General features: G+C 63.0%; 20 protein-coding genes. 10 read left to right on the top strand and 10 right to left on the bottom strand.

Annotated features, from left to right (window positions below; genetic code table 11):
* From AAF563_11295 to AAF563_11285, 3 genes are read left to right on the top strand one after another with little or no spacing between them, the layout of a single operon-like run.
* A complete protein-coding gene (locus AAF563_11295; protein MEM7121854.1) occupies nucleotides 1-702 on the top strand; it encodes a DnaA/Hda family protein in 702 nt (233 codons plus the stop codon).
* Complete coding sequence (locus AAF563_11290) at nucleotides 687-1,463, top strand: SDR family oxidoreductase (GenBank protein ID MEM7121853.1); 777 nt, start codon at nucleotides 687-689, stop codon at nucleotides 1,461-1,463. Before AAF563_11295 ends, AAF563_11290 begins: the two co-directional genes overlap by 16 nt.
* Nucleotides 1,464-1,469: 6 nt before the next feature.
* On the top strand, nucleotides 1,470-2,471 hold the full coding sequence (locus AAF563_11285; GenBank protein MEM7121852.1) for a phosphotransferase: 1,002 nt from the start codon (nucleotides 1,470-1,472) through the stop codon (nucleotides 2,469-2,471).
* Nucleotides 2,472-2,484: 13 nt separating this feature from the next.
* Here AAF563_11285 and AAF563_11280 read toward each other — a convergent pair whose 3' ends face one another.
* Together AAF563_11280 and rnd are read right to left on the bottom strand one after the other, a co-directional pair.
* Nucleotides 2,485-3,816, bottom strand: a complete 1,332-nt coding sequence (locus tag AAF563_11280; GenBank protein ID MEM7121851.1) for an FAD-binding oxidoreductase — start codon at nucleotides 3,814-3,816, stop codon at nucleotides 2,485-2,487.
* Between the two features lie 20 nt (nucleotides 3,817-3,836).
* On the bottom strand, nucleotides 3,837-4,997 hold the full coding sequence (rnd, locus tag AAF563_11275; protein MEM7121850.1) for a ribonuclease D: 1,161 nt from the start codon (nucleotides 4,995-4,997) through the stop codon (nucleotides 3,837-3,839).
* 166 nt (nucleotides 4,998-5,163) lie between these two features.
* Here rnd and aspS point away from each other — a divergent pair, with 166 nt between their 5' ends.
* Both aspS and AAF563_11265 read left to right on the top strand, forming a co-directional pair.
* Entirely contained in the window at nucleotides 5,164-6,969 is a 1,806-nt protein-coding gene (aspS, locus tag AAF563_11270) for an aspartate--tRNA ligase (GenBank protein MEM7121849.1), read from the top strand.
* 106 nt (nucleotides 6,970-7,075) lie between these two features.
* On the top strand, nucleotides 7,076-7,867 hold the full coding sequence (locus tag AAF563_11265) for a dienelactone hydrolase family protein (GenBank protein MEM7121848.1): 792 nt from the start codon (nucleotides 7,076-7,078) through the stop codon (nucleotides 7,865-7,867).
* Between the two features lie 73 nt (nucleotides 7,868-7,940).
* Here AAF563_11265 and panB read toward each other — a convergent pair whose 3' ends face one another.
* Nucleotides 7,941-8,804 (bottom strand): 3-methyl-2-oxobutanoate hydroxymethyltransferase, encoded by an 864-nt coding sequence (gene panB / locus AAF563_11260; protein ID MEM7121847.1) that lies wholly within the window; start codon nucleotides 8,802-8,804, stop codon nucleotides 7,941-7,943.
* A 7-nt stretch (nucleotides 8,805-8,811) separates the two neighbouring features.
* The gene (panC, locus tag AAF563_11255; GenBank protein MEM7121846.1) at nucleotides 8,812-9,660 is read right to left on the bottom strand and encodes a pantoate--beta-alanine ligase; all 849 of its coding nucleotides are present in this window, start codon (nucleotides 9,658-9,660) and stop codon (nucleotides 8,812-8,814) included.
* A 139-nt stretch (nucleotides 9,661-9,799) separates the two neighbouring features.
* Here panC and AAF563_11250 point away from each other — a divergent pair, with 139 nt between their 5' ends.
* A complete protein-coding gene (locus tag AAF563_11250; protein MEM7121845.1) occupies nucleotides 9,800-10,936 on the top strand; it encodes an LLM class flavin-dependent oxidoreductase in 1,137 nt (378 codons plus the stop codon).
* Nucleotides 10,937-11,289: 353 nt separating this feature from the next.
* Here AAF563_11250 and AAF563_11245 read toward each other — a convergent pair whose 3' ends face one another.
* A complete protein-coding gene (locus AAF563_11245; GenBank protein ID MEM7121844.1) occupies nucleotides 11,290-14,964 on the bottom strand; it encodes a vitamin B12-dependent ribonucleotide reductase in 3,675 nt (1,224 codons plus the stop codon).
* Between the two features lie 460 nt (nucleotides 14,965-15,424).
* Here AAF563_11245 and AAF563_11240 point away from each other — a divergent pair, with 460 nt between their 5' ends.
* From AAF563_11240 to AAF563_11225, 4 genes are all read left to right on the top strand, one after another.
* Nucleotides 15,425-15,784, top strand: coding sequence for an NADH:ubiquinone oxidoreductase subunit NDUFA12 (locus tag AAF563_11240; protein ID MEM7121843.1), 360 nt, complete (start codon nucleotides 15,425-15,427; stop codon nucleotides 15,782-15,784).
* Between the two features lie 18 nt (nucleotides 15,785-15,802).
* Entirely contained in the window at nucleotides 15,803-16,267 is a 465-nt protein-coding gene (gene mlaD, locus AAF563_11235) for an outer membrane lipid asymmetry maintenance protein MlaD (GenBank protein ID MEM7121842.1), read from the top strand.
* Between the two features lie 90 nt (nucleotides 16,268-16,357).
* Nucleotides 16,358-16,582, top strand: coding sequence for a hypothetical protein (locus AAF563_11230; GenBank protein ID MEM7121841.1), 225 nt, complete (start codon nucleotides 16,358-16,360; stop codon nucleotides 16,580-16,582).
* On the top strand, nucleotides 16,579-17,022 hold the full coding sequence (locus AAF563_11225) for a DUF2155 domain-containing protein (protein MEM7121840.1): 444 nt from the start codon (nucleotides 16,579-16,581) through the stop codon (nucleotides 17,020-17,022). Before AAF563_11230 ends, AAF563_11225 begins: the two co-directional genes overlap by 4 nt.
* Here AAF563_11225 and aat read toward each other — a convergent pair.
* From aat to AAF563_11200, 5 genes are all read right to left on the bottom strand, one after another.
* Complete coding sequence (gene aat, locus AAF563_11220) at nucleotides 16,953-17,609, bottom strand: leucyl/phenylalanyl-tRNA--protein transferase (protein ID MEM7121839.1); 657 nt, start codon at nucleotides 17,607-17,609, stop codon at nucleotides 16,953-16,955. The two genes, AAF563_11225 and aat, sit on opposite strands and share 70 nt — an antisense overlap.
* 77 nt (nucleotides 17,610-17,686) lie before the next feature.
* Nucleotides 17,687-19,030: an acetyl-CoA carboxylase biotin carboxylase subunit gene (gene accC / locus AAF563_11215; protein ID MEM7121838.1), complete on the bottom strand. Its 1,344-nt coding sequence runs from the start codon at nucleotides 19,028-19,030 to the stop codon at nucleotides 17,687-17,689.
* A gap of 5 nt (nucleotides 19,031-19,035) precedes the next feature.
* Nucleotides 19,036-19,494 carry an acetyl-CoA carboxylase biotin carboxyl carrier protein gene (gene accB / locus AAF563_11210; protein MEM7121837.1) on the bottom strand — a complete coding sequence of 153 codons (459 nt, stop codon included), beginning with the start codon at nucleotides 19,492-19,494 and terminating at the stop codon, nucleotides 19,036-19,038.
* Nucleotides 19,491-19,940: a type II 3-dehydroquinate dehydratase gene (gene aroQ, locus AAF563_11205; GenBank protein MEM7121836.1), complete on the bottom strand. Its 450-nt coding sequence runs from the start codon at nucleotides 19,938-19,940 to the stop codon at nucleotides 19,491-19,493. Before aroQ ends, accB begins: the two co-directional genes overlap by 4 nt.
* 259 nt (nucleotides 19,941-20,199) lie before the next feature.
* The gene (locus tag AAF563_11200) at nucleotides 20,200-21,516 is read right to left on the bottom strand and encodes a M48 family metalloprotease (GenBank protein MEM7121835.1); all 1,317 of its coding nucleotides are present in this window, start codon (nucleotides 21,514-21,516) and stop codon (nucleotides 20,200-20,202) included.
* Between the last annotated feature and the right edge of the window lie 49 nt (nucleotides 21,517-21,565).

The following is a 21,565-nucleotide window of genomic DNA, read 5'->3' as shown; positions in this document are numbered from 1 at the left end:
GTGACGGCCCAACAGATCCCGCTGTCGTTTGAACACCGCCATGCGCTGGATGCCGAGGATTTTGTCGTCGCCGACGCCAACCGCGATGCTGTCGCTTGGCTCGACCGCTGGCCCGACTGGCCAGGCCGGTCACTGGCGCTCTATGGGCCGGCGGCGAGCGGCAAGAGCCACCTGGCCCATGTCTGGCGCCTCCGGTCCGGCGCGCAAGTCATCGCGGCACACGACCTGACCGTTGCCAACGTGATCGATGCGTTAGGCAGCGATCACCGTTTGGTGGTCGAAGACGCCGACCGTGGCGTCGATGAGGAAGCGCTGTTCCACATCATCAATCTGATCCGTGAGGAAGAGGGTTTCCTGATGCTGACCGGCCGCGAGGCGCCGGCGCGCTGGTCGGTTGATCTGCCTGACTTGGCATCGCGCCTTGGTGCCATACCCGCTGTCGCGGTGACCGCGCCCGATGACGATCTTCTGGCGGCGGTCCTCGCCAAACTGTTCGACGACAGGCAGCTCAAGGTCGCCGACGACGTGGTCGACTATATCGTCATGCGCATGGAGCGTTCCTTCTCAGCCGTCGGCAGCTTGGTCGAAAGCCTCGACAGCCTGTCGCTTGCCGAGCGGCGCAACATTACCGTTCCGCTGGCGCGCCGCGTCCTCGAACAACAGGAATCCACAAGGAGAGATGAAGCATGGACCTCGGACTAGCCGGCAAGTCGGCCATCGTTTGCGCCTCCAGCAAGGGGCTCGGCAAGGGCTGCGCGATGGCGCTGGCCAGGGAAGGGGTCGACGTCGTCATCAACGGCCGCACGGCCGAGACAGTCGAAGCGACGGCGCGCGAGATCGCGTCGGAAACCGGCGTGCGCGCGGTGCCGGTCCCTGCCGACGTTACGACCGAAGCCGGCCGCCAGGCTTTGCTTGATGCCTGCCCGGGGCCCGACATCCTGGTTAACAATGCGGGCGGCCCGCCGCCGGGCGACTTCCGCGACTGGGACCGAGACGACTGGATCACGGCGCTCGACGCCAACATGCTGACGGCGATCTTTCTGATCAAGGCGACGGTCGACGGCATGATCGACCGCGGCTTCGGCCGTATCGTCAACGTCACGTCGGCGGGCGTGAAATCGCCGATCCCCATCCTCGGACTTTCCAATGGCGCGCGCTCCGGCCTGACAGGGTTTGTCGGGGGCCTCTCACGCCAGACCGTTCGCCACAACGTGACCATCAACGGCCTGCTGCCCGGCCCGTTCAACACGGACCGGCTGCGTCAGACCATGACCAAACGCGGCCAGGGCGACGAAGACTTCGAGGCGACCATGAAGCGTGAGGCCCAGAGCAACCCGGCGGGCCGCTTTGGTGAGGCCGACGAGTTCGGTGCGGCCTGCGCCTTCCTGTGCAGCGTGCACGCCGGATACATAACCGGGCAGAACCTTGTCATGGACGGCGGCAGCTTCAACGGCACGCTCTAGGCTGCCATGGTGCAGGACACCGAACAGCTGGTCGCAGCGCTCGAGCGCGAAGTCACGGGCCTGATCGGTCGCTACGACTACGCCGATCAGACGACCGTCCGCCTGTTGAGCGAGTCGGAAAACAAGGTCTATCTGATCGATGATCCGGTGTCGGGCGAGAAGGATGTCGCGCGCGTCAGCTCCGGGCGGCTGTCCTACCACGAGCCCGGCCAGGTCGATTCGGAGATGCGCTGGCTGATGCATCTTCACGACAATACCGACATTGTCGTGCCAAAGGTGAGGCCGGCGCGCGACGGCACGCTGGTTCACACGTTGTCGTCTGACGATTTGGATAAGCCGCGTCAGGCGGTGATCTACAGCTTCATCTCCGGCAGCGAACCGCCGGAGGATGATCTGATCCCGGGTTTCGAGCGATTGGGCACCATCTCGGCTCAGATGCACAAGGAAGCCAAGGCCTGGCGCGCGCCGGATAGTTTTTATCGGCCGTCGCTGACGCCGGAGAGCATGCTTGACGATCAGCTCAACTGGGGCCCATGGCAGAACGGCATCCATGTCGAAGGCGATGTCCTGGACCTGCTCACGCGGGTCGACCAGACCCTGCGCAAACGCTTGGCGGCGCTCTCGACCGACCGCGACCGGTTCGGTCTGATCCATGCCGATTTGCGGCTTGCCAATCTACTGGTCGAAGGCGATCGCACTGCGATTATCGACTTCGACGACCTCGGCTACGGCTGGTTCCTCTACGACCTCGCGACGGCGCTGAGTTTCCTGGAGGAGCGGGCGGACGTGCCAGATCTGGTCGCAAGCTGGCTTGACGGTTATCGCCGCATCGCCAACGTGCCGGCCGATCTGGAAGCGGCGATCCCGACGCTCATCATGCTGCGCCGCCTCCAGCTGCTTGGATGGGTCGGCTACCAATATCACCGCATCGACTTCGCGCGTGAGATCGGGCCGACCTTCACTAACGACACCTGCACGCTTGCCGAGATCTATCTCTCCGACCACTGATCGTGGAAGAGCGCTAGCCGGTCTTCTTGTTGCCGCGCGCGAACAGCAGATCCTCCAGGTCGTAGCGTGCGGCCATCAGCGGCACGAACCACGGGTTGCCGTCGAAGAAGAACCGGGTCGGAAAGTCGAGGTTCCAAAAACAGGTGTCGGCGCCCTGTAGCCCGGCGACCCGTCGCCCGACCTTCTGGCCGAAGTAGGTGCCGAGCGGCAGGCCGGAGGCCGAGAAACTGGTGGCATAGTGGATGCCCTGTTCGTTGCACCCGACATGGGTCAGCCGGTCGATGCCAAAGCCCATGAAACCCTGCCAGTAACGCCGGATCTTGACGCCCTCGAGATCGGGATAGGTCGCCACCATCTTGCGATGGAGGTAACTCGCCTTGCTCAGCGGATCGCCCTCGTGGGTTCCCGATCGGCCGCCGTAGACGATGGCGCGGTCATCGGGCGTTGGGCGATCCCAGTTCAGACTGACGCGTGTATCGTAGACGGCCATACCCGATGGCTTCACCGCCTTCATTCTCTCCGCGCTGATCGGCTCGGTCGCGATTTGATAGCCCGCGACCGGGACCACCCGCTTTCTGAGATAGGGGACGGCATCGCGGATCTCGTTGCTATAGCCGTTGGTGCAGGCGATGACTTCGCGCGCGCGGATGGTGCCTTGCTGCGTCGCCACCGTGAACGCCTGCCTTTGACCCTCGACCTTGAGGACGGCGTTGTCGCCGATAACAAGGCCGCCGGCCTTGCGCACCGCATCGACGAGACAGCGATGATACCGCGCCGGGTGAACGGTGCCGTGCTCGTGCAGGATCATGCCGCCATGGAACGCGTCGCTGCCGACATGATTGCGCTGGTCAGACCGGGGGCACATCTCGTAGCTGAATGGCATATGGCGTTCGATGTTGCGCGCGTTCTCAGCGAGCGCCTCATAGGCGGCCGGCGTGTGGGCCGCCGAAAAGCGACCGCGATAGAGCAGGCCGACATCGAAACCTTCCTGTTTGATGAAGTCCAGGAAGTAGAAATGCGCATCACCGCTTTCGCGGTACATGGCCATTGCCTGTTCCTCACCGAACATGGCGATCAGTTTGGCGATCGAATAGTGCAAAAAGCGCCCGATGAATCCGACCAGCCGGGTGCTGGCGCCGCGGCCAAGCGCGCCCTTGTCGAGCACCAGCGTCGACATGCCGGCACGCGCCGTCATCAGTGCCGCGTTCAGGCCGGCAAACCCCGACCCGATGACCAGGACGTCCACGGAGTCCGGCAAGTCGCCGATCGCCGCTTCTGGCCGCCCGGCCTCGTCCCACCAAACCGGCTGCTGGTGGAAGTCGTCCGCAAAGATGTCGTCGCTCAACGGCCTTCCTTTGGTGCGACCTAGGTCTCGCCGAGGTCGATGACCTTCAGGCCCTTCTCATCGGCGCTCAAGGCGAGCTCGCCGCGTTTGAGCTTCATGGCGTCGGCACCGAAGATCTCGTAACGCCAGCCCTTCATCAAGGGCGAGTCCGGGTTGTCCTCGGCTGCGAGCTTCTCGACATCGGCCATGTTGGCGACAAGCTTCGGCGCGACGCCAGCCTGTTCGCACTTCGCTTTCATGAGGGTCTTTAGGAGATCGACAAGACCGGCGGGCGGCTCCTTATCGGGCCGGCCGTTGCTGTCCTTGCGCGGTGCCTCGTCCCTGGGCACGGCGAGACCGCGGGTGACGGCTTCCAGGATCGCCTTGCCGTCGGCGCTGTTGGCCAGGCCACCGGGCAACAAGCGGACGCGGCCGAGCTCTTCGCGGCTGGTCGGATGTTGGGTGGCGATTTGCGCCAGCGCGTCGTCCTTCATGATGCGGTTGCGTGGGACGTCGCGATCCTGCGCCGTCTCCTCGCGCCAGGCCGCGAGTTCGCGAAGGATGGCAAGCTGCTGCGGTTTGGCGCCGCGCATCTTGATGCGCCGCCAGGCCTCGCGCGCATCGGTCTGATAGGTCTGCGGGCTGGTCAGAAGGTCCATTTCCTCGCTCAGCCAGTCCGTGCGTTTGTTCTTGTTCAACTGCCGCGACAGCTTGTCGTAGACAGTCCTCAAATGGGTGACGTCGGCCAGCGCGTAGTCGACTTGTTTCTCGGTCAGGGGGCGCCGGCACCAGTCGGTGAACCGCGACGCCTTGTCGATCCTGGCGTCGGCCAGGCGCTTGGCGAGCTGCTCATAGCTCACCTGTTCGCCGAAGCCGCACACCATCGCGGCCACCTGGCTGTCGAAGATCGGGTGCGGCACCTCGCCCATCAGGTGAAAGAAGATCTCGAGATCCTGCCGCGCGGCGTGAAAGACCTTCAGGACGTCGGGGTTGCGCAGCAGGTCGAACAGGGGGCTGAGATCCATGCCGTCGGCCCGTGGGTCGATGGCGACGGCCTCGTCGGGCCCGGCTACCTGAATCAGGCACAGAATCGGCCAATAGGTCCGCTCGCGCATGAACTCGGTGTCGACGGTGACGATTTTCTGCTGGCCGAGGCGCTCGCACAGCGCCGCGACCTCTACGGGATCGGTAAGGACTGTCATGGACCCCTTCTATAGCACTGGTAGGGGGCGGAAACACCGGAAAGCCGCCGGACAGGCCCCCGAAAGGACGAGCTAGGCCAGGGTTCTTGACAAACCGGGGGCCAGCGTGTGGTTTACGCGCCCTGCCGGCCGGGCCGGCCTCACTTTAGATTTCCGGACACGTTTCATGCACCGCTATCGCACGCATACCTGCGGCCAATTGCGCCGCGACAACGTCGGCGAGACCGTCCGCCTGTCGGGCTGGGTCCACAGGAAGCGCGACCACGGCAATCTGCTGTTCGTCGATCTGCGCGACCACTATGGCCTGACCCAGTGCGTGATCGAGACCGATGGCGAGCATTTCCCCGCAGTCGAGGCGGTCCGTTCGGAAAGCGTGGTCACGATAGAGGGCCCGGTCGTCGAGCGCAGCGCCGAGACGGTCAACACGGAACTGGGCACCGGTGATGTCGAAGTGCGGATCAGGGCCTTCGACGTGATTTCGGAAGCCGAGCCGTTGCCCATGCCAGTGTTCGGCGATGCCGACTATCCCGAGGACATCCGGCTGCGCTACCGCTTCCTTGATCTCAGGCGCGAGGTCATGCAACGCAACATCATGCTGCGCGCCAACGTCGTCTCGTCGATCCGGCGGCGCATGGTCGACCAGGGTTTCAACGAGTTTCAGACGCCGATCCTGACTGCGTCCAGCCCGGAAGGCGCGCGTGATTTTCTTGTCCCCAGCCGCCTGCACCCCGGACAGTTCTACGCGCTGCCTCAGGCGCCGCAGATCTTCAAACAGCTGGTCATGGCGTCGGGCTTCGACCGTTACTTCCAGATCGCGCCGTGCTTCCGCGACGAAGACGCGCGCGCCGACCGCGCGGCCGGTGAGTTCTATCAGCTCGACATGGAAATGAGCTTCGTGACGCAGGAAGACGTGTTCGACGCGATCGAGCCCGTCATGCGCGGTGTGTTCGAAGAGTTCGGCGATCGGCCGGTGACGGACTCGCCGTTCCCGCGCATCGCCTATCGCGACGCCATGTTGCGCTTCGGCACCGACAAGCCCGACCTGCGCAACCCCATCGAAAACGCGGACGCGACCGAGATCTTCCGCGACAGCGAGTTCAAGATCTTCCGCGAGCAGATCCATAAGGGCGCCGTCGCGCGCGCCATTCCGGCACCCGGCGCGGCAGCGCAACCACGCAGTTTCTTCGACAAGATGATCGGCTTTGCCCAGGAAAACGGCGCCAAGGGGCTGGCCTATGTGATCTTCCAGGACGGTGCCGGCAAGGGACCGATCGCGAAGCTGCTGAGCGATGCGGAACTGGATGGCATCCGTCAGGCAACCGGTGTCGGCGACGGCGACGCCGTCTTCTTTTCATGCGCCAAACTGGCCGAGGCCGAGCGCATTGCCGGTCTGGTGCGCACGCGCACGGGCACAGAGCTCGGCCTGGTCGAGGAAAACGCATTTCGCTTTTGCTGGATAGTCGACTATCCGATGTTCGAATACGACGAGCAGCTCAAGAAGGTCGACTTTAGCCACAACCCGTTTTCGATGCCGCAGGGCGGCGCGGCGGCGCTCGCCGACCAGGACCCGCTGGAGGTGTTGGCGCACCAATACGACATCGTCTGCAACGGCATCGAGCTGGCCAGCGGCGCGATCCGTAACCACGAACCGGCGACCATGGTGCGTGCGTTTGAGATTGCAGGGTACACCGCGGCCGATGTGGAGGAGCGTTTCGGGTCGCTTTATCACGCCTTCCAATACGGCTGTCCGCCCCATGGCGGCATCGCGCCTGGCATCGATCGTATCGTCATGCTGCTGGCCGACGAGCCGAACATCCGCGAAGTCACCCTGTTCCCAATGAACCAGCAGGCCCAGGATCTGATGATGGGCGCACCGTCGGAAGCGTCGATGCATCAACTGCGCGAGCTGCACATCCGCCTGGCACCCGATGTTGACAAGAAGGCACGGGAAGCGACCCTGGCGCAGGAGTAGGGCCAGCCTCTCAAACGCCACCGTCGCTATCCTATCGATCGGGTTGCCGTCGGATTTAATGGAAACGTCGTTGTCGGCGCGGTGTCTCGGGTTAGACTGAGATGCCATGAGATCCGCTGTCGTCAGTTTCTTGTTCGGATTGGCCGTACTCTTGTCGGCTGTGCCGGCGCGCGCGGAAAGCAGCATAATCAGCTTTCCCGTCACCGGTGCTGATGGTTCCACGGTTACACTTGATGCGAAGCTGAACATTCCCGACGGCGATGGCCCGTTTCCCGCGGTCGTCATGCTGCACGGCTGCAACGGAACCGACCTCTCGTGGGAATGGGAAGAGGGTTTCCTGGAACAATGGGGCTACGTCTCGCTGCGTATCGACAGCTTGGGCCCGCGCGGCATCGAAACGGTATGTGGCAGCGCGGACGCCGCGGTGACGTCGGACGTGCGCGTTATGGATGCGCTTGCCGGCCACGCATTTCTCTCCACGCAACACTTTGTCGATGCCGCGCACATTGGCGTTGTCGGCTGGTCCGACGGAGGCACGACGGCGCTGAAGTCGATTGCCGGTGACCTCATCGATCAGGTCGCGCCAAGCGATACGTTCGAGGTGGCGGTCGCGTTCTATCCGCGTTGCCAGTCACACGCGCCTGAGTTGGATGCGCCGCTGCTGATTCTGGTTGGCAGCGAGGACACGGCGACGGCGCCTGTCCTGTGCGAAGCCATGAAGCAAGAGATCCGCGCCGACCACGGTTTTGACCTTATCGTCTTCCCCGGCGCCACCCACGCTTTCGACTGGGAGGGCGCGCCCAGCACCTATCAGGGTCATCAGATCCGCTACGACCCCGACGTCACGGCGATCGCCTATATGCGCATGCGCGCATTCTTGTCGCAGCACCTGCAGTAGACGGCGCCGCCTTAGAGCAGTTTTACGCGATCAGCCAGAGCCGCCGAATGGCTCTGATTAATCGCGATCGGCTCTAGCCGCGCGCGCGATCGACTTCTTTGCGCTTCGAAGGATTGGGCGATTGGACCACGTGTTCGTCGCCGGGGAAGGTGCGTTCGCGCACCTCGGTCGCATAGGCGACGACGGCTGCTTCCAGGGCGTCGCCGAGTTCGGCGTAGCGTTTGACGAAGCGCGGTTTGAAGTCGGTGAACAAGCCCGACATATCCTCGGTCACCAGGATCTGGCCATCGCATGTCGCCGACGCGCCGATGCCGATGGTCGGCACATGGACGGCGTCGGTGACATCCTGTGCGACCGAATCGACCACGCCTTCAACGACCATGGCAAAGGCGCCGGCATCCGCAATGGCCCTGGCGTCTTTGACGATGCGCCGGGCTTCGGTGTCGCTCTTGCCCTTTGTGCGGAAGCCCGAGCGGTCCTTCGCCCGCTGCGGCATCAGTCCGATATGGCCCATGACCGGAATGCCGCTTGCCGTCACCGCCGCGACCGTCGGCGCCAGATCGGCACCGCCCTCCATCTTGACGGCATCGCAGCCGGTTTCCTCCATGACACGTTTGACGTTCGCCATGGCGGTGTCGCGGTCGTCCTCATAGGTGCCGAACGGCATGTCGACGACAACGACTGCCTGGTGCGCATGTTCGGCAACGGCGCGGCCATGCCGAATCATGGTGTCGAGATCAATCCCGCGCGTCGTCACCATGCCGTAAAGCACCATGGCCAGGGAATCGCCGACCAACATGAAGTCGACATGGCGATCCAGCCGTTTGGCCACCGGTGCGGTATAGGCGGTCAGGCCGACGATCGGTTCGCCGCCCTTCGGCCCAAGCACTTCATTAACCGGAAGCTGAGACTTGCTGCATGATCTCTTCGCTGTCATGGCGACCTCACACCTTGCCTGGGGCAACGGCGACATTGTCGATGAGCCGAGTCGTACCCAGCCTGACCGCCGCCAACAGGCGGCTTGGCCGATCGTTCGCCGGATTGGGCATCAGCGTTTCCCCGTCACGCCACGCGACATACTCCACCTCATCAAAGCATGCTTCAAGGTCACGCTTTGCGTCGGCCACGATGGCGTCCGGCGTGTCGGTCGTCCGGATCGTTTGTGCCGCTGTGGACAAAGTCTGCCACAGACGCGGCGCGATCCGGCGCTGTGCCGTGTCGAGATAGGCGTTGCGTGAGGAGCAGGCGAGGCCGTCTTCCTCGCGAATGGTCGGCATGGCGACGATCTCGATTGGCACATCAAGATCCCTGACGAAACGTTTGACGACGATGAGCTGTTGGTAGTCCTTCTCACCAAACGTCGCGACGTCCGCGCCGGTCTGCAGAAAAAGTTTGGTCACGACCGTCGCGACGCCGTCGAAAAAGCCCGGCCGATGGTCATCTTCCAGGCCTTCTGCGGGACCTTTAGGCGAGATGGTTGTCGCAAATCCCTCCGGATAGACCTGGTCGAGCGTCGGCGCATAAAGCAGGTCGACGCCTGCGGCATCGAGTTGCGCCGCGTCGCTTTCGACATCGCGCGGATAGGCATCAAGATCCTCATTCGGGCCGAACTGACGCGGGTTGATGAACAGGCTGACCACGACCTTACCAGCGGCGGCTCGGCATCCGTCCACCAGCGACATGTGGCCGGGATGCAGCGCGCCCATGGTTGGCACCAGGCCGATGCGCTCTCCCGCGGCGCGCCAGTCTTTGAGGCGCGCCCTGATCTGATCGAGGGTCGTTGCCGTTTCCAAGCCGTGTCTCCGGCCTCCCAATATTGTGCAGTGCAGCACAAACCCTTCGCGCATGCAACATTCAGCGCTGAGCGGTTCCACCAGTTCATAATCGGTTCTAGGCTGCGCACGGTTTTCCACAGGTGGATAAGAGACCGCCATGCGGTTCGACAGCACGCTCTTCTATCACGTCGGCGATCCCTATGACTGGGAGCTGTTGTTCGACGAAATGCATGAGACGACAGAGCTGCTCGACGAGCTCGGCTTCACGGGCGTCTGGCTCGCCGAGCATCACTTTGCCTGGGACGGCTGGTACCGGTCCGGCTCCAACGCGCTGCTATTGGGCGCCGATCTCGCGCGCTACAGCGACCGGCTGCGGTTTGGCCAGTGCGGCAACGTGGTGCCGGACTGGCATCCCATCAGGCTTGCGGAGGACATCGCGTTCCTTGATCAGATGACTAAGGGACGCGTCGATATTGGCATCGCGCCGGGCATCAACAGCCGAGCGTGTAAGAACTTTCACCCCGCCGGCGACCGCCGCGACCGTGATCTCAATCGCGCGCTCTACGAGGAGAACGTCGAGGTTCTATTGAAGGCGCTGACCCAAAAGGCATTCCGCCACGAAGGGCGCTTCCATACCTTTCCGGCGCCGGGCTGGAAGGAAGCCAACCCCTTGGCCCACGACCCCGACTATCATGCCGAAGATGGCGAGCTGCAGAATATCGGCATCTTTCCCGGCCCTTACCAGAAGCCCCGTCCGCCGATCTGGGCGATGGCTGAGTCGGTGCCGTCCCATGAATACTGCGCGCGGCTGGGGATTGGCACCATGTGCCAGTTCCTGTCGCTCGGCCGTATCCGTGAGAACTGGACACGCTACCAGGAGGTCGCGTCGCAGACACAGGGCAGGGACGTCGCCTATGGCGATGGCCTTGCTGTCATGCGTGTCGCTTACATTGCCGAGGATTACGATGAGGCGCTCGCCGCGGCGGCGCCCGGCCTGGACCGCCTGGCACAGTGGGCCAGCGGCAATCTCTATCGGATGCGCAAGGCGACGGTATCGGAAGCGGAACTGGACGACGGGGACCTGGAACTAGGCGCTCTCGACTTCCAGCTTAAGCACGATCTCGTCCTGATCGGCACGCCGGAAACGGTCGCGCGCCAAATCGAGCGTCTGCGTGACGAGACCGGCTGCCAGCATCTGGCGCTGTTTCTCAACGTGCCAGGCCTGACATTCGATCAGGTGAAGTCCAGCCTGCGGCTGTTCGCGACCCAGGTCGCCCCGCGCTTCACGAACTAGGTTTTTCTCCACTCACGCGGCATCGCCGCCGGTCCACTCCCCAGGCTCCGCGGCAAAACGCCGAGAGGCGTTTTCGCCGAGGCCAGCCATGGCAGCATACTCGGGGTGGCCGGGTGGGGGAGTGGGCTGGTGATGCCAACTAAACCGAGTGTGACTAACACTCGGAAATCAAACAGCTTTCGGATTGATTTGGCGCGGCCGGTCGGGCGTGCCAGGATTGGTTTCCTCCCTGGCGCCATGAAAAAAAGGGGCGCGCCGAAACGCGCCCCAAGTCAGGGAGGACACACCATGAGCGGTGGCCGGCGAAACCCCTCAGGGACGTCGGCCACCCGTGCCTGCAACAGGACGCTTCTTCACGAGCAACCGCTCGTTGCGCCACAAGTGACACACTTGAGGCACGTCCCGTTGCGGACCAGGGTAAGGTTTCCGCATTCTGAGCACGGATCACCTTCATAACCTTGCATACGCGCGGCGCGGACTTTCTCGGCCTGGTCGCCGATAACCGCATCGACAACCTCGACCGCCGCGACGGCGGCACCGGATGTTCCCGATACCGATACGTTGCCGAAAGCCGCTTCCGTTTCGACCATCTCGGTCTCGACGACCTCGACCTCGGATGTCGTAACCTTGGTCTGTTCCTTCAGACCGCCGTCGAGCACCTGCAGACGGCCGCGTGTATAGCCGTTGCTGGTGATACGGCGGAGCAGTTCGGCGACTTCATTCATGCCGTTGTCTTCTTCGCCGGTAAACTCTTCGGCGGCGTCGCCACGGCCAACCGTGTCGGGCGTCAGATCGGTCGGCTCGACATGGGCCAGATCGTCGCGCGCCAGATAGCTGATAGCGAGTTCGCGGAAGATGTAGTCCAGGATCGAGGTCGACATCTTTATCGTTTCGTTGCCCTCGACCATGCCCGACGGCTCGAACCGGGTGAAGGTGAAGGACTCAACGAACTCTTCCAGCGGCACGCCGTACTGTAGGCCGATCGAGACGGCGATGGCGAAGTTGTTCATCAAGCTGCGGAAGGCCGCACCTTCCTTGTGCATGTCGATGAAGATCTCGCCCAGGCTGCCGTCGGCATACTCGCCGGTCTTCAGGTACACCTTGTGACCGCCGACGACCGCCTTTTGCGTGTAGCCGCGGCGGCGGTTGTCGAGACGCAGACGCTGACCACGATCGCCTTGATGCACGATCTTGGTGACGATCCGCTCGACGACGTGATGCACCTTCTCGTTCTGGTTGGCGCTTTCCATCAGATCGTCGACATCGTCGCCCAGATTGATCGCCGACAAAGGCTGCGACAGTTTCGAGCCATCGCGGTAGAGAGCGTTGGCTTTCAGACCCAGCCGCCATGACAGCAGATAGGCTTCCTGGCATTCCTCGACCGACGCCGAGTTCGGCATGTTGATGGTCTTGGAGATGGCGCCGGAAATGAATGGCTGCGCCGCCGCCATCATATTGATGTGGCTGTTGGTCGACAGGAAACGCTTGCCCAACTTGCCGCACGGGTTGGCGCAGTCGAAAACGGCCAGGTGCTTGTCCTTCAGGTGCGGCGCGCCTTCAAGTGTCATGGCGCCACAGCAGTGCAGGTTGGCCGCGTCGATTTCGTCCTGACTGAAGCCGATCGCCTTCAACAAATCAAAGCTGGCGCTGTCAAGCGACGCCGCGTCGAGCTTCAGCACATCGGTGCAGAACTCCGCACCCAACGTCCACTTGTTGAACACGAACTTGATGTCGAACGCGTTGCCCAGCGCAGCCTCGACCGTGTCGAGGATCTCCGGCGTGAAGCCCTTGGCGGCAAGCGTCTCGTGGTTGATGCCGGGGGCGTCCTTCAGCGAGCCGTGACCGACCGCGTAGTCTGCGATGTCGTCGATCTGGTCTTCGTTGTAGCCCAGATGCGCAAGCGCGATCGGCACCGTGCGGTTGATGATCTTGAAGTAACCGCCGCCGGCGAGCTTCTTGAACTTGACCAGTGCGAAGTCCGGCTCGATGCCCGTGGTGTCGCAGTCCATCACCAGGCCGATCGTGCCGGTCGGCGCGACGACGGTGGCCTGGGCGTTGCGATAGCCGTGGTATTCGCCAAGACGCACCGCCGATTCCCACGCGCGGATCGCGGCTTCGCCGAGATCGCGGTCGGGCAGGCTGTCATGGTCGAGCGCGACCGGCGTCACCGACAGGGCCTCATAGTTATCCTGGCCGCCGCGTGCCGCCTGACGGTGGTTGCGCATCACGCGCAACATGTCATCGGCGTTTTCGCGGTACCGTGGGAAGGCGCCGAGTTCGCGGGCCATCTCTGCACTCGTGGCGTAGGAAACGCCGGTCATCAGTGCAGAGATGGCGCCGCATATCGCTCGACCCTCTTGCGAGTCATAACTGAAGCCGCCGGCCATCAAGAGGCCGCCAAGGTTGGCGAAGCCGAGGCCCAGTGTGCGGAAGTCATAGGAACGCTGCGCGATTTCCTTGGACGGGAACTGCGCCATCATCACCGAGATCTCAAGCGTGATGGTCCACAGACGCACGGCGTGCTCGAACGCCGCCACATCGAAACTGCCGTCGTCCTCGCGGAAGCGCAGCAGATTCAGCGACGCCAGATTGCACGCCGTGTCGTCCAGGAACATGTACTCAGAGCACGGGTTTGACGCATTGATCCGGCCCGAGGCAGGGCAGGTATGCCACTCGTTGATCGTCGTGTCGTATTGCACGCCAGGATCGGCCGATGACCATGCGGCATAGGCGATCTGATCCCACAGGTAACGCGCCTTGACGATCTTGTGGGTCTTGCCGTCCGTGCGGCGTACCAGTTCCCAGTCATCGTCTTTGCCGACGGCTTCCAGGAAATCGTTGTTGACGCGCACGCTGTTGTTGGCGTTCTGGCCGCTGACCGTGCGGTAGGCTTCGGAATCCCAGTCGGTGTCGTAGGACTGGAACTCGATGCCGGTGAAACCCTGGCGCGCCAGTTGCATGACGCGCTGGATGTAGTTTTCCGACACCATCGCGCGCCGCGCTTCCAGCACCGCCTTCTTCAGCGAGCTGTTCTTGCGCGGGTCGAATCGTTCGTCGTCGTGGCGCTCGGTCTCATGGCACGCGCTCATCACCTCGTTGAGATGGCGTTCGCAGAGCTTCGAGCCGGCGACTAGCGCCGCGACCTTCTGCTCCTCAACCATCTTCCAGCTGATGAAGTTCTCGACGTCGGGATGGTCGATGTCGACGACGACCATCTTGGCAGCGCGCCGTGTCGTGCCGCCGGACTTGATCGAGCCCGCGGCCCGGTCGCCGACTTTCAGGAAACTCATCAGGCCCGACGACTTGCCGCCGCCCGACAGGTTTTCGCCTTCGCCCCTGAGCTTGGAGAAGTTCGACCCGGTGCCCGAACCATACTTGAACAGGCGGGCTTCGCGCACCCACAGGTCCATGATGCCGTTGTCGTTCACCAGATCGTCTTCGACGCCCTGAATAAAGCAGGCATGGGGTTGCGGATGCTCGTAAGCGCTCTTGGAGCGGGTGAGTTCGCCGCTCTCGTGGTCGACATAGTGGTGACCCTGCGCCGGCCCCTCGATGCCATAGGCCCAGTTCAGGCCGGTATTGAACCACTGGGGCGAGTTCGGCGCCGCCATCTGCGTCGCCAGCATGTAGCGCATCTCGTCGAAATAGGCGCGCGCGTCCGCCTCGGCGTCGAAGTAGCCGCCCTTCCAGCCCCAATAGGTCCAGGTGCCGGCGAGCCGGTCAAAGACCTGGCATGCATCGGTTTCGCCGGTCATGGCGGAACGCTCCGCCGGCTGCTTCTTCCACAGCCAACTGGGGACGTCCGCCTCTTCAACGGCGACCAGTTCCTCGGCTATGCCTGCTTTGCGGAAATATTTCTGCGCGATGATGTCGCAGGCCACCTGGGACCACGACGCCGGCACGTTGATATCGTGTTGTTGGAAAACGACAGAACCATCCGGATTACGAATTTCGCTGGTCGCTTTGCGGAACGTGATGCCGTCATAGGCGTCGTTCCCGTCTTGTGTGTAATGGCGCGAAACACGCATACTTGCCCCCACCTCCAAGGCCGTTCGTAGACTGAAATCAGATCCCGTCTACGGGTTTTGGGAGCGTATGCCCCGGCACCCCTGACCACCCAAGATCTTGTGGGTGGCGATCCCCTAACCCTCAACGGGCGGTGATGGTGAGTCTGGAGGCCGGTGCTGTCAAGCTGATTTTGTGGGCAGGTTCCGACGAGCTACTATATTTGGTGGAATGTGACAAAAATATGTGGTCTGGAATCGTGGCTATACAACATATAGTACGCGCGAGCGGGTTTTTCGTGGATAGGCAGGTCGTTACGAAAAAGACTTCATCCATCGCCTCATTCAGCCGGAGGAGAGCGCCGAAATCGTCGTCTTGAGACAAACTGGCGCGACTCGACTCCGGATGGGGTTTACGGCGCGCGGCGGACGTGATCAATATGCGCCGCGCTTGATGGGAATGTCGCGGGATCTGGAGAGGTGCATGGCGACAATTGGGACACGACTCTATACCTGGATGAAGGGCGAACTGGTCGGCAGCGACGAGTTCGGCAACCGGTACTATCAGGAACGGGGCGTGAAAGAGGGTCGCTGGCGTCGGCGTTGGGTGCTCTACAAGGGTAAGCCCGAGGCGTCGAAGGTGCCGCCGGACTGGCATGCCTGGCTGCATCGCACCACCGCAGAGCCGCCCAGCGAGGCACCGCTTCCCGAAAAACCCTGGGAAAAAGAGCACCTGCCGAACCTGACGGGGACAAAGGAACGCTATCTGCCGCCGGGCCACATCCTGAAGGGCGGCCATCGTGCCGCCGCAACCGGCGATTATGAAGCCTGGCGTCCGGAATAAGCGGGGGTAGGGACGATCATGGGCGGAAAAGCGATTGAGACACTGGTCGGGGCGGTGGTGGTCGTCGTCGCCATCGGCTTTTTCATCTTCGCCTACAATAAGTCGGACGTGGCGCGGGTCACCGGCTACACGGTCACCGGCTCGTTTTCATCTGTCGGATCGCTCAAACCCGGCGCCGATGTGCGCCTGAGCGGCATCAAGATCGGCTCGGTGCAGGGCATGCACCTGGATCCCCAGTACTTCCAGGCGATCGTCTCGATGAGCATCGATGACGACGTCAAGCTGCCTGAAGACACGTCTGCCAGCATTTCCGCCGACGGCCTCTTGGGCGGCAGCTATATCTCGCTGCAGCCAGGCTTTTCCGATGTGGATCTGGCCGATGGCGGTGAAATCACCATCACCCAAGGTGCGGTCGATATCATGGACCTGATCTCGCGCGCCCTGTTCGGCGGCGTCAGCCAGTCAGGCGACACCGGGGGTTGATGGCGGCACCGGTCGCTCCGATATCCGCGACGGTGTCCGTCATGTCACGTCGGACTTTTGCCATCGAAACGGCCCAGCGCTGACAACACCATGTCCTCAAACGATCACAAATACCTGCCAGAAACCTGGCTCGGCCCGGACGGCGAGCCGGTGTCGTGCGTCGACAAGCTCGCTTTGTTGAACGAGAACCTGGACGAGCTTCACGAGATGGCCCAGGAAGCGCTTGAGGACGCGGTCGTCATGGGATGTGACGAAAAGCAGGTCAGGCAGGTACTGACCGACCTGATCGCGGCGCTGGAGAAACCGTTCGCGTGAGGCTCGCCCTTACATTGTCTCTTGCGGTTCTTGGTTGGATGGCGGCGCATGGCGCGGCGGCCCAGACCTATGAACCCTATCCTTATGTCGTGCTCGGCGGCATGGACAAGGTCACCGCGCGCTTTACGTCCTTCACGGTGCCGGTCGGCAGTCCCGCCCAATTTGGCACGCTCGAGGTAACGCCGCGCAGTTGCCAGAAGACGCCACCGGAGGAAACGCCGGAAAGCACGGCCTTCCTTGAAATCGACGAGGTAAAGGACGAGGAGCGACAGCGCATCTTCAACGGCTGGATGTTCGCGTCGAGTCCCGGCGTGTCCGCCCTGGAACACCCGGTCTACGACGTCTGGGTGATGGACTGTTCGCTCACCGCTTACGATGAGGTCTCAGAAGACGGGGAAGGTGGCTCTGAGGCCGAGCCCGACGCCGAATCCAGCGAATAGAAGTCGGCCTCGATCTTCAGCGCTTCCTTCAAGAGCCGGTGATAGGCGGCGCGCGACACCTCGACCGCGCCAAACCGCGCGAGATGATCGGTCATGAACTGGGCGTCCAAGAGTTGAAATCCGCCGGCCCTTAGGCGCTCCACCAAGTGGACCAGCGCGACCTTGCTGGCGTCCGTCGTGCGCGAGAACATGCTCTCGCCAAAGAACGCGCCAGCCAGACTGACGCCATAGAGACCGCCGACAAGTTCGCCGTCGCGCCAGGTTTCGACGCTGTGGGCATGCCCCAACTGATGCAGCATGCCGTAGGCTTGGCGAATCGCGTTGTTGATCCATGTCGTCTCGCGTCCCGGGGAGGGTTCGGCGCAAGCTTCGACGATGTCGTCGAACACGGTATCGACACGGATCTCGAAGACCTCGCGCTTGAGCGTGCGTCTCAGTTTTCTCGGTACGTGAAAGGCATCGAGCGGAATGACGCCGCGCCGTTCGGGGTCGACCCAGAACAACTCGGCGTCGTCCTGGTGTTCGGCCATCGGAAAAACACCGGCGGCGTAGGCGCGCAACAACAGGCCCGGCGTCAGTCCCGTCACGCTGCTTCCTCGCTCATAGCCTGATTTGATGGCACCGCCGGGCGGCGAAATCAAGGCGTCCCCGCCCGGTTATCGATCTACTCGTCTTCGGCCAGCAGGCGTTCCAGCCACGCGACGTCATAGTCGCCGTTGGCGAAGTCCTGGTTGGCCATCAAGCGCTGGTGGAGAGGAATGGTCGTCGCGATCCCGTCGATGACAAATTCCTCAAGCGCTCGCCTCAGCCGCATCATGCATTCGATACGGTTGCGGCCGTGGACGATCAGCTTGGCGATCAGGCTGTCGTAGTTCGGCGGCACGGCGTAGCCGGCATAGAGAGCGGAGTCGACGCGCACGCTCATGCCGCCTGGCGGATGGAAGCTGGTCACCTTGCCCGGTGCCGGCATGAACGTCTCGGGGTCTTCCGCGGTGATGCGGCATTCGATCGCGTGGCCTTCGAAGCGGACGTCTTTCTGACCGAAGCTAAGCGGCGCGCCGGTGGCGAGGCGGATCTGTTCGCGCACCAGGTCGATGCCGGTGACAAGTTCAGTAACCGGATGCTCGACCTGCAGGCGGGTGTTCATCTCGATGAAGTAGAACTCGTCGCCGGTATACAGGAACTCGACCGTCCCAAGGTTCGTATAGCCCAGTTTCTTCATGGCGTTGACCGCCATGTCGCCCAGCCGCGCGCGCGCCGCGTCGTTCAAGGCGGGGCTCAGCGCTTCTTCGACGACCTTTTGGTGGCGCCGCTGCACCGAACAATCGCGTTCGCCTAGATGCACGACGTTACCGAAGCTGTCGCCGCAGATCTGAACCTCGATATGACGTGGTTTGACCAGGTACTTTTCGACATAGAGCGCGCCGTTGCCGAACGCGGCCTCTGCCTCGTGCTGGGTGCGCGAGAAGGCGCCCGCCAGGTCGTCGGCGTTGTGGACCAGTGTCATGCCGCGCCCGCCACCGCCTGCGGCCGCCTTTAGCAAGACGGGATAGCCGATCTCGTCGGCGATGGCGGCGGCCTGTTCAGGGGACTCGACGGCGTCTGGCGAGCCCGGCACCAGGGGTAGGCCGAGCTCCGCGGCTTTCTCGCGCGCCACGAGTTTGTCGCCCATCAGGCGAATATGCTCGCTGCTCGGGCCGATGAACGTGATGCCGTGTTCCTCGACGATTTCGGCGAAACGGGCGTTCTCCGACAAGAAGCCGTAGCCCGGATGGATCGCCTCGGCGCCGCTGATCTCGGCCGCCGATACGATGGCCGGAATGTTGAGATAACTCTCCGACGCCGGGGCGGGCCCGATGCACACGCTCTCGTCGGCCAGGCGCACGTGCATGGCGCCGGCATCGATCTCGGAATGAACGGCGACGGTGCGGATGCCCATTTCGCGGCATGCGCGATGGATGCGCAGCGCGATCTCTCCGCGGTTGGCGATCAGGACTTTGTCAAACATCGCCGTCAGGCGAGAACGATCAAGGGTTGGCCGTACTCGATCGGGCTGCCGTTCTCGATCAGCACACGCTCGACGGTACCGCTATGGGGCGCGCGGATCGGGTTCATCACCTTCATGGCTTCGATGATGAGCAGCGTGTCGCCCTCGGCAACGCTGTCGCCCGCCTTGACGAACGGCGCCGCGCCCGGTTCCGGCGCCAGATAGGCGGTACCGACCATGGGCGAGGCAACGGCGCCAGCAAGCTCCGCATCGCCCGCGGCCGGCGCCGCCGGCGCGGCGGCTTCCGACGATTGCGCGGCCGGCGCTGACGCTGGTGCGGCGGCAACCGGCACGCTCGTCATGCCACGCGCGACGCGCAGCCGACGTCCGGTGTCCTCGATCTCGATTTCACTCAACCCGGTTTCGTCGAGCAGATGCGCCAATTCGCGGATGGCTTCGGCATCGACCTTGAAGTTACTGCTCATGCACCCTTCCGTTCGATCAAACGCGCGATGGCATCCAGCGCGAGAACATAACCGTGGGACCCGAAACCGCAAACCGAGCCGGTCGCGGCCTGCGCGACATAGGAGTGGCGGCGGAATGCGTCGCGCCGGTGAATGTTCGACAGATGGACCTCGACGACCGGCATGTCCATCGCGTTCAACGCATCAAGCAAGGCAACGGACGTATGGGTCAGTCCACCGGCATTGACGATCACGCCGCTCGCCTTGCCGCGTACCTCGTGAAGCCAGTCGATTAGCTGGCCTTCATGGTTGGATTGGCGGAAGTCGACATCAAGCCCGACCCCTTTGCCGTGCTCGCGCGCCGTTGCCTCGATATCCGCCAGGGTCTCGGAACCGTAAATCTCCGGCTCGCGGTCACCCAGCAGGTTGAGGTTCGGGCCATTCAGGATGAGCACCTTTGAGGCCATGGTCCGTTCCGTTTCAGTCGCGGTCGGCAGGCATCCGGGCGGATGCCGTGATGGCGAGTTTTATAGCATGGGGCAGGGACCGCGCAATTGGCGGACGGCCGCCATGCCGCCTGCGAGGCGGTGGATAGAATGCCAGAGTATTCTTTGTGTACATGGAATCGGTGCTGGCCCACCCCGCCTTTCGGCCACCCCGAGGACCCCGCCATGGGTGGCCGGGGAGGGGCAGTGGGCTGGTGATGCCGCTTGAAGGGAGAATACTCTAACCGTCGCCGGCGTTGAGGGCGTTCAGGATGTCGTTGGCTCGCTGCCAGTCGGGCGTGCCGTACTCAAGACCCTGGACCGCACGCCGGGCCAAAAACTCGGCCTGCTGGTGGTCGCCGGTCAGGTAGGAGAACTCGGCGGACGCCACCGACGCGCGTGCTTCAAGGCCGAGCCGGCCATAGGCCATACCCAGAAGACGCCAGGCAGTGGCGTTGCGTGGCTCGATACGCAATGCCTGCTCGAGGGAACTGGCGGCAATCTCCAGATTGGTCTCCTCACCGGATTCGATCAGGGCCTGGGCATAGCCGATTGCCAGCAGCGGCTGATCAGGCGCCAGCTCAACTGACTGTGCATAACTCGCGAGCGCCAGGTCGCCAGACCCGGTCTCGAACAGCATTTGCCCCTTCAATTCGTGGAAATAGGGGTTGTCCGGCTCCTCGGCGATCAGGCCGTCGATCAGCGGCACCGCCTTATCCATCTGGCGGTCCTGGAAATAGGCAATCGAGCGGGCATAGCGGGCCGGTATGCTCTGATCGCTTTCGGGATAGCGCTGCAAAGTCACCCGCAGGCTCTCCAGGAAGCCGACCAGCTTGGCGACCATGCGCGCCTGGCGCATCATCAGGTCCGGATCGGCGGGCGCGTTGCTATGGGGTGAAACCTCGATGTGATGTTTGACCGCCTGCAACCGGTCGCTCGTCAGCGGATGGGTCCGCATGTAAGGGTCCTGGTTGGTCGCCGAAAGCAGTTCCTGGTTTTCGAAGGTGCGCAGGAGGTCGTAGAGCCCCTCCGACGACTGGCCGGTGGCGTCGAGATAGGACAGGGCGGCCTGGTCGGCAGCCGATTCCTGGGTGCGGGTGTAGCGGAAGAACTCGCGTTGTGCGATGCCAGAGCCGATCGTGCTGCCGGCCGCGGCTGCCGCGCCTTCACCCGTCGCGGCGGCGACGGCAATGCCCAGGATGGTTGACAGAATGGCCGCGGCCGTCGCCTTTTCTACTTCGCCACGCACGCTGACCAGATGCCCGCCGGCAATATGGCCGGTCTCATGCGCGATCACCCCGATGATCTGGTTGGGGTCATCCGTACTCATCAAAAGCCCGCTGAACATGAACATGTTGCGCCCGTTGGAGACGAACGCGTTCAGCGATCTGTCGTTGACCAGATGAATATTGATCGACTGAGGATCAAGGCCGGCCGCCACGAACAGTGGATCGGCGTAAACGCGGATGGTATCTTCGATCTCTGCGTCACGCAGGATCGAGATCTGCCTGGACTGAGCGTAAGCAGGATCCCACGGCAGAGCACCTAAAACCAACACGGTCGACAAAACCGCAAGGAGAGAAATGCGGAAAGCGCTCGCAGATGCT

The sequence above is a fragment of the Pseudomonadota bacterium genome, from assembly GCA_039028155.1.
Classification (GTDB): domain Bacteria; phylum Pseudomonadota; class Alphaproteobacteria; order SP197; family SP197; genus JANQGO01.
The sequence above is the reverse complement of the archived record's forward strand: the minus strand, read 5'-3'. Positions and strand labels throughout refer to the sequence as shown.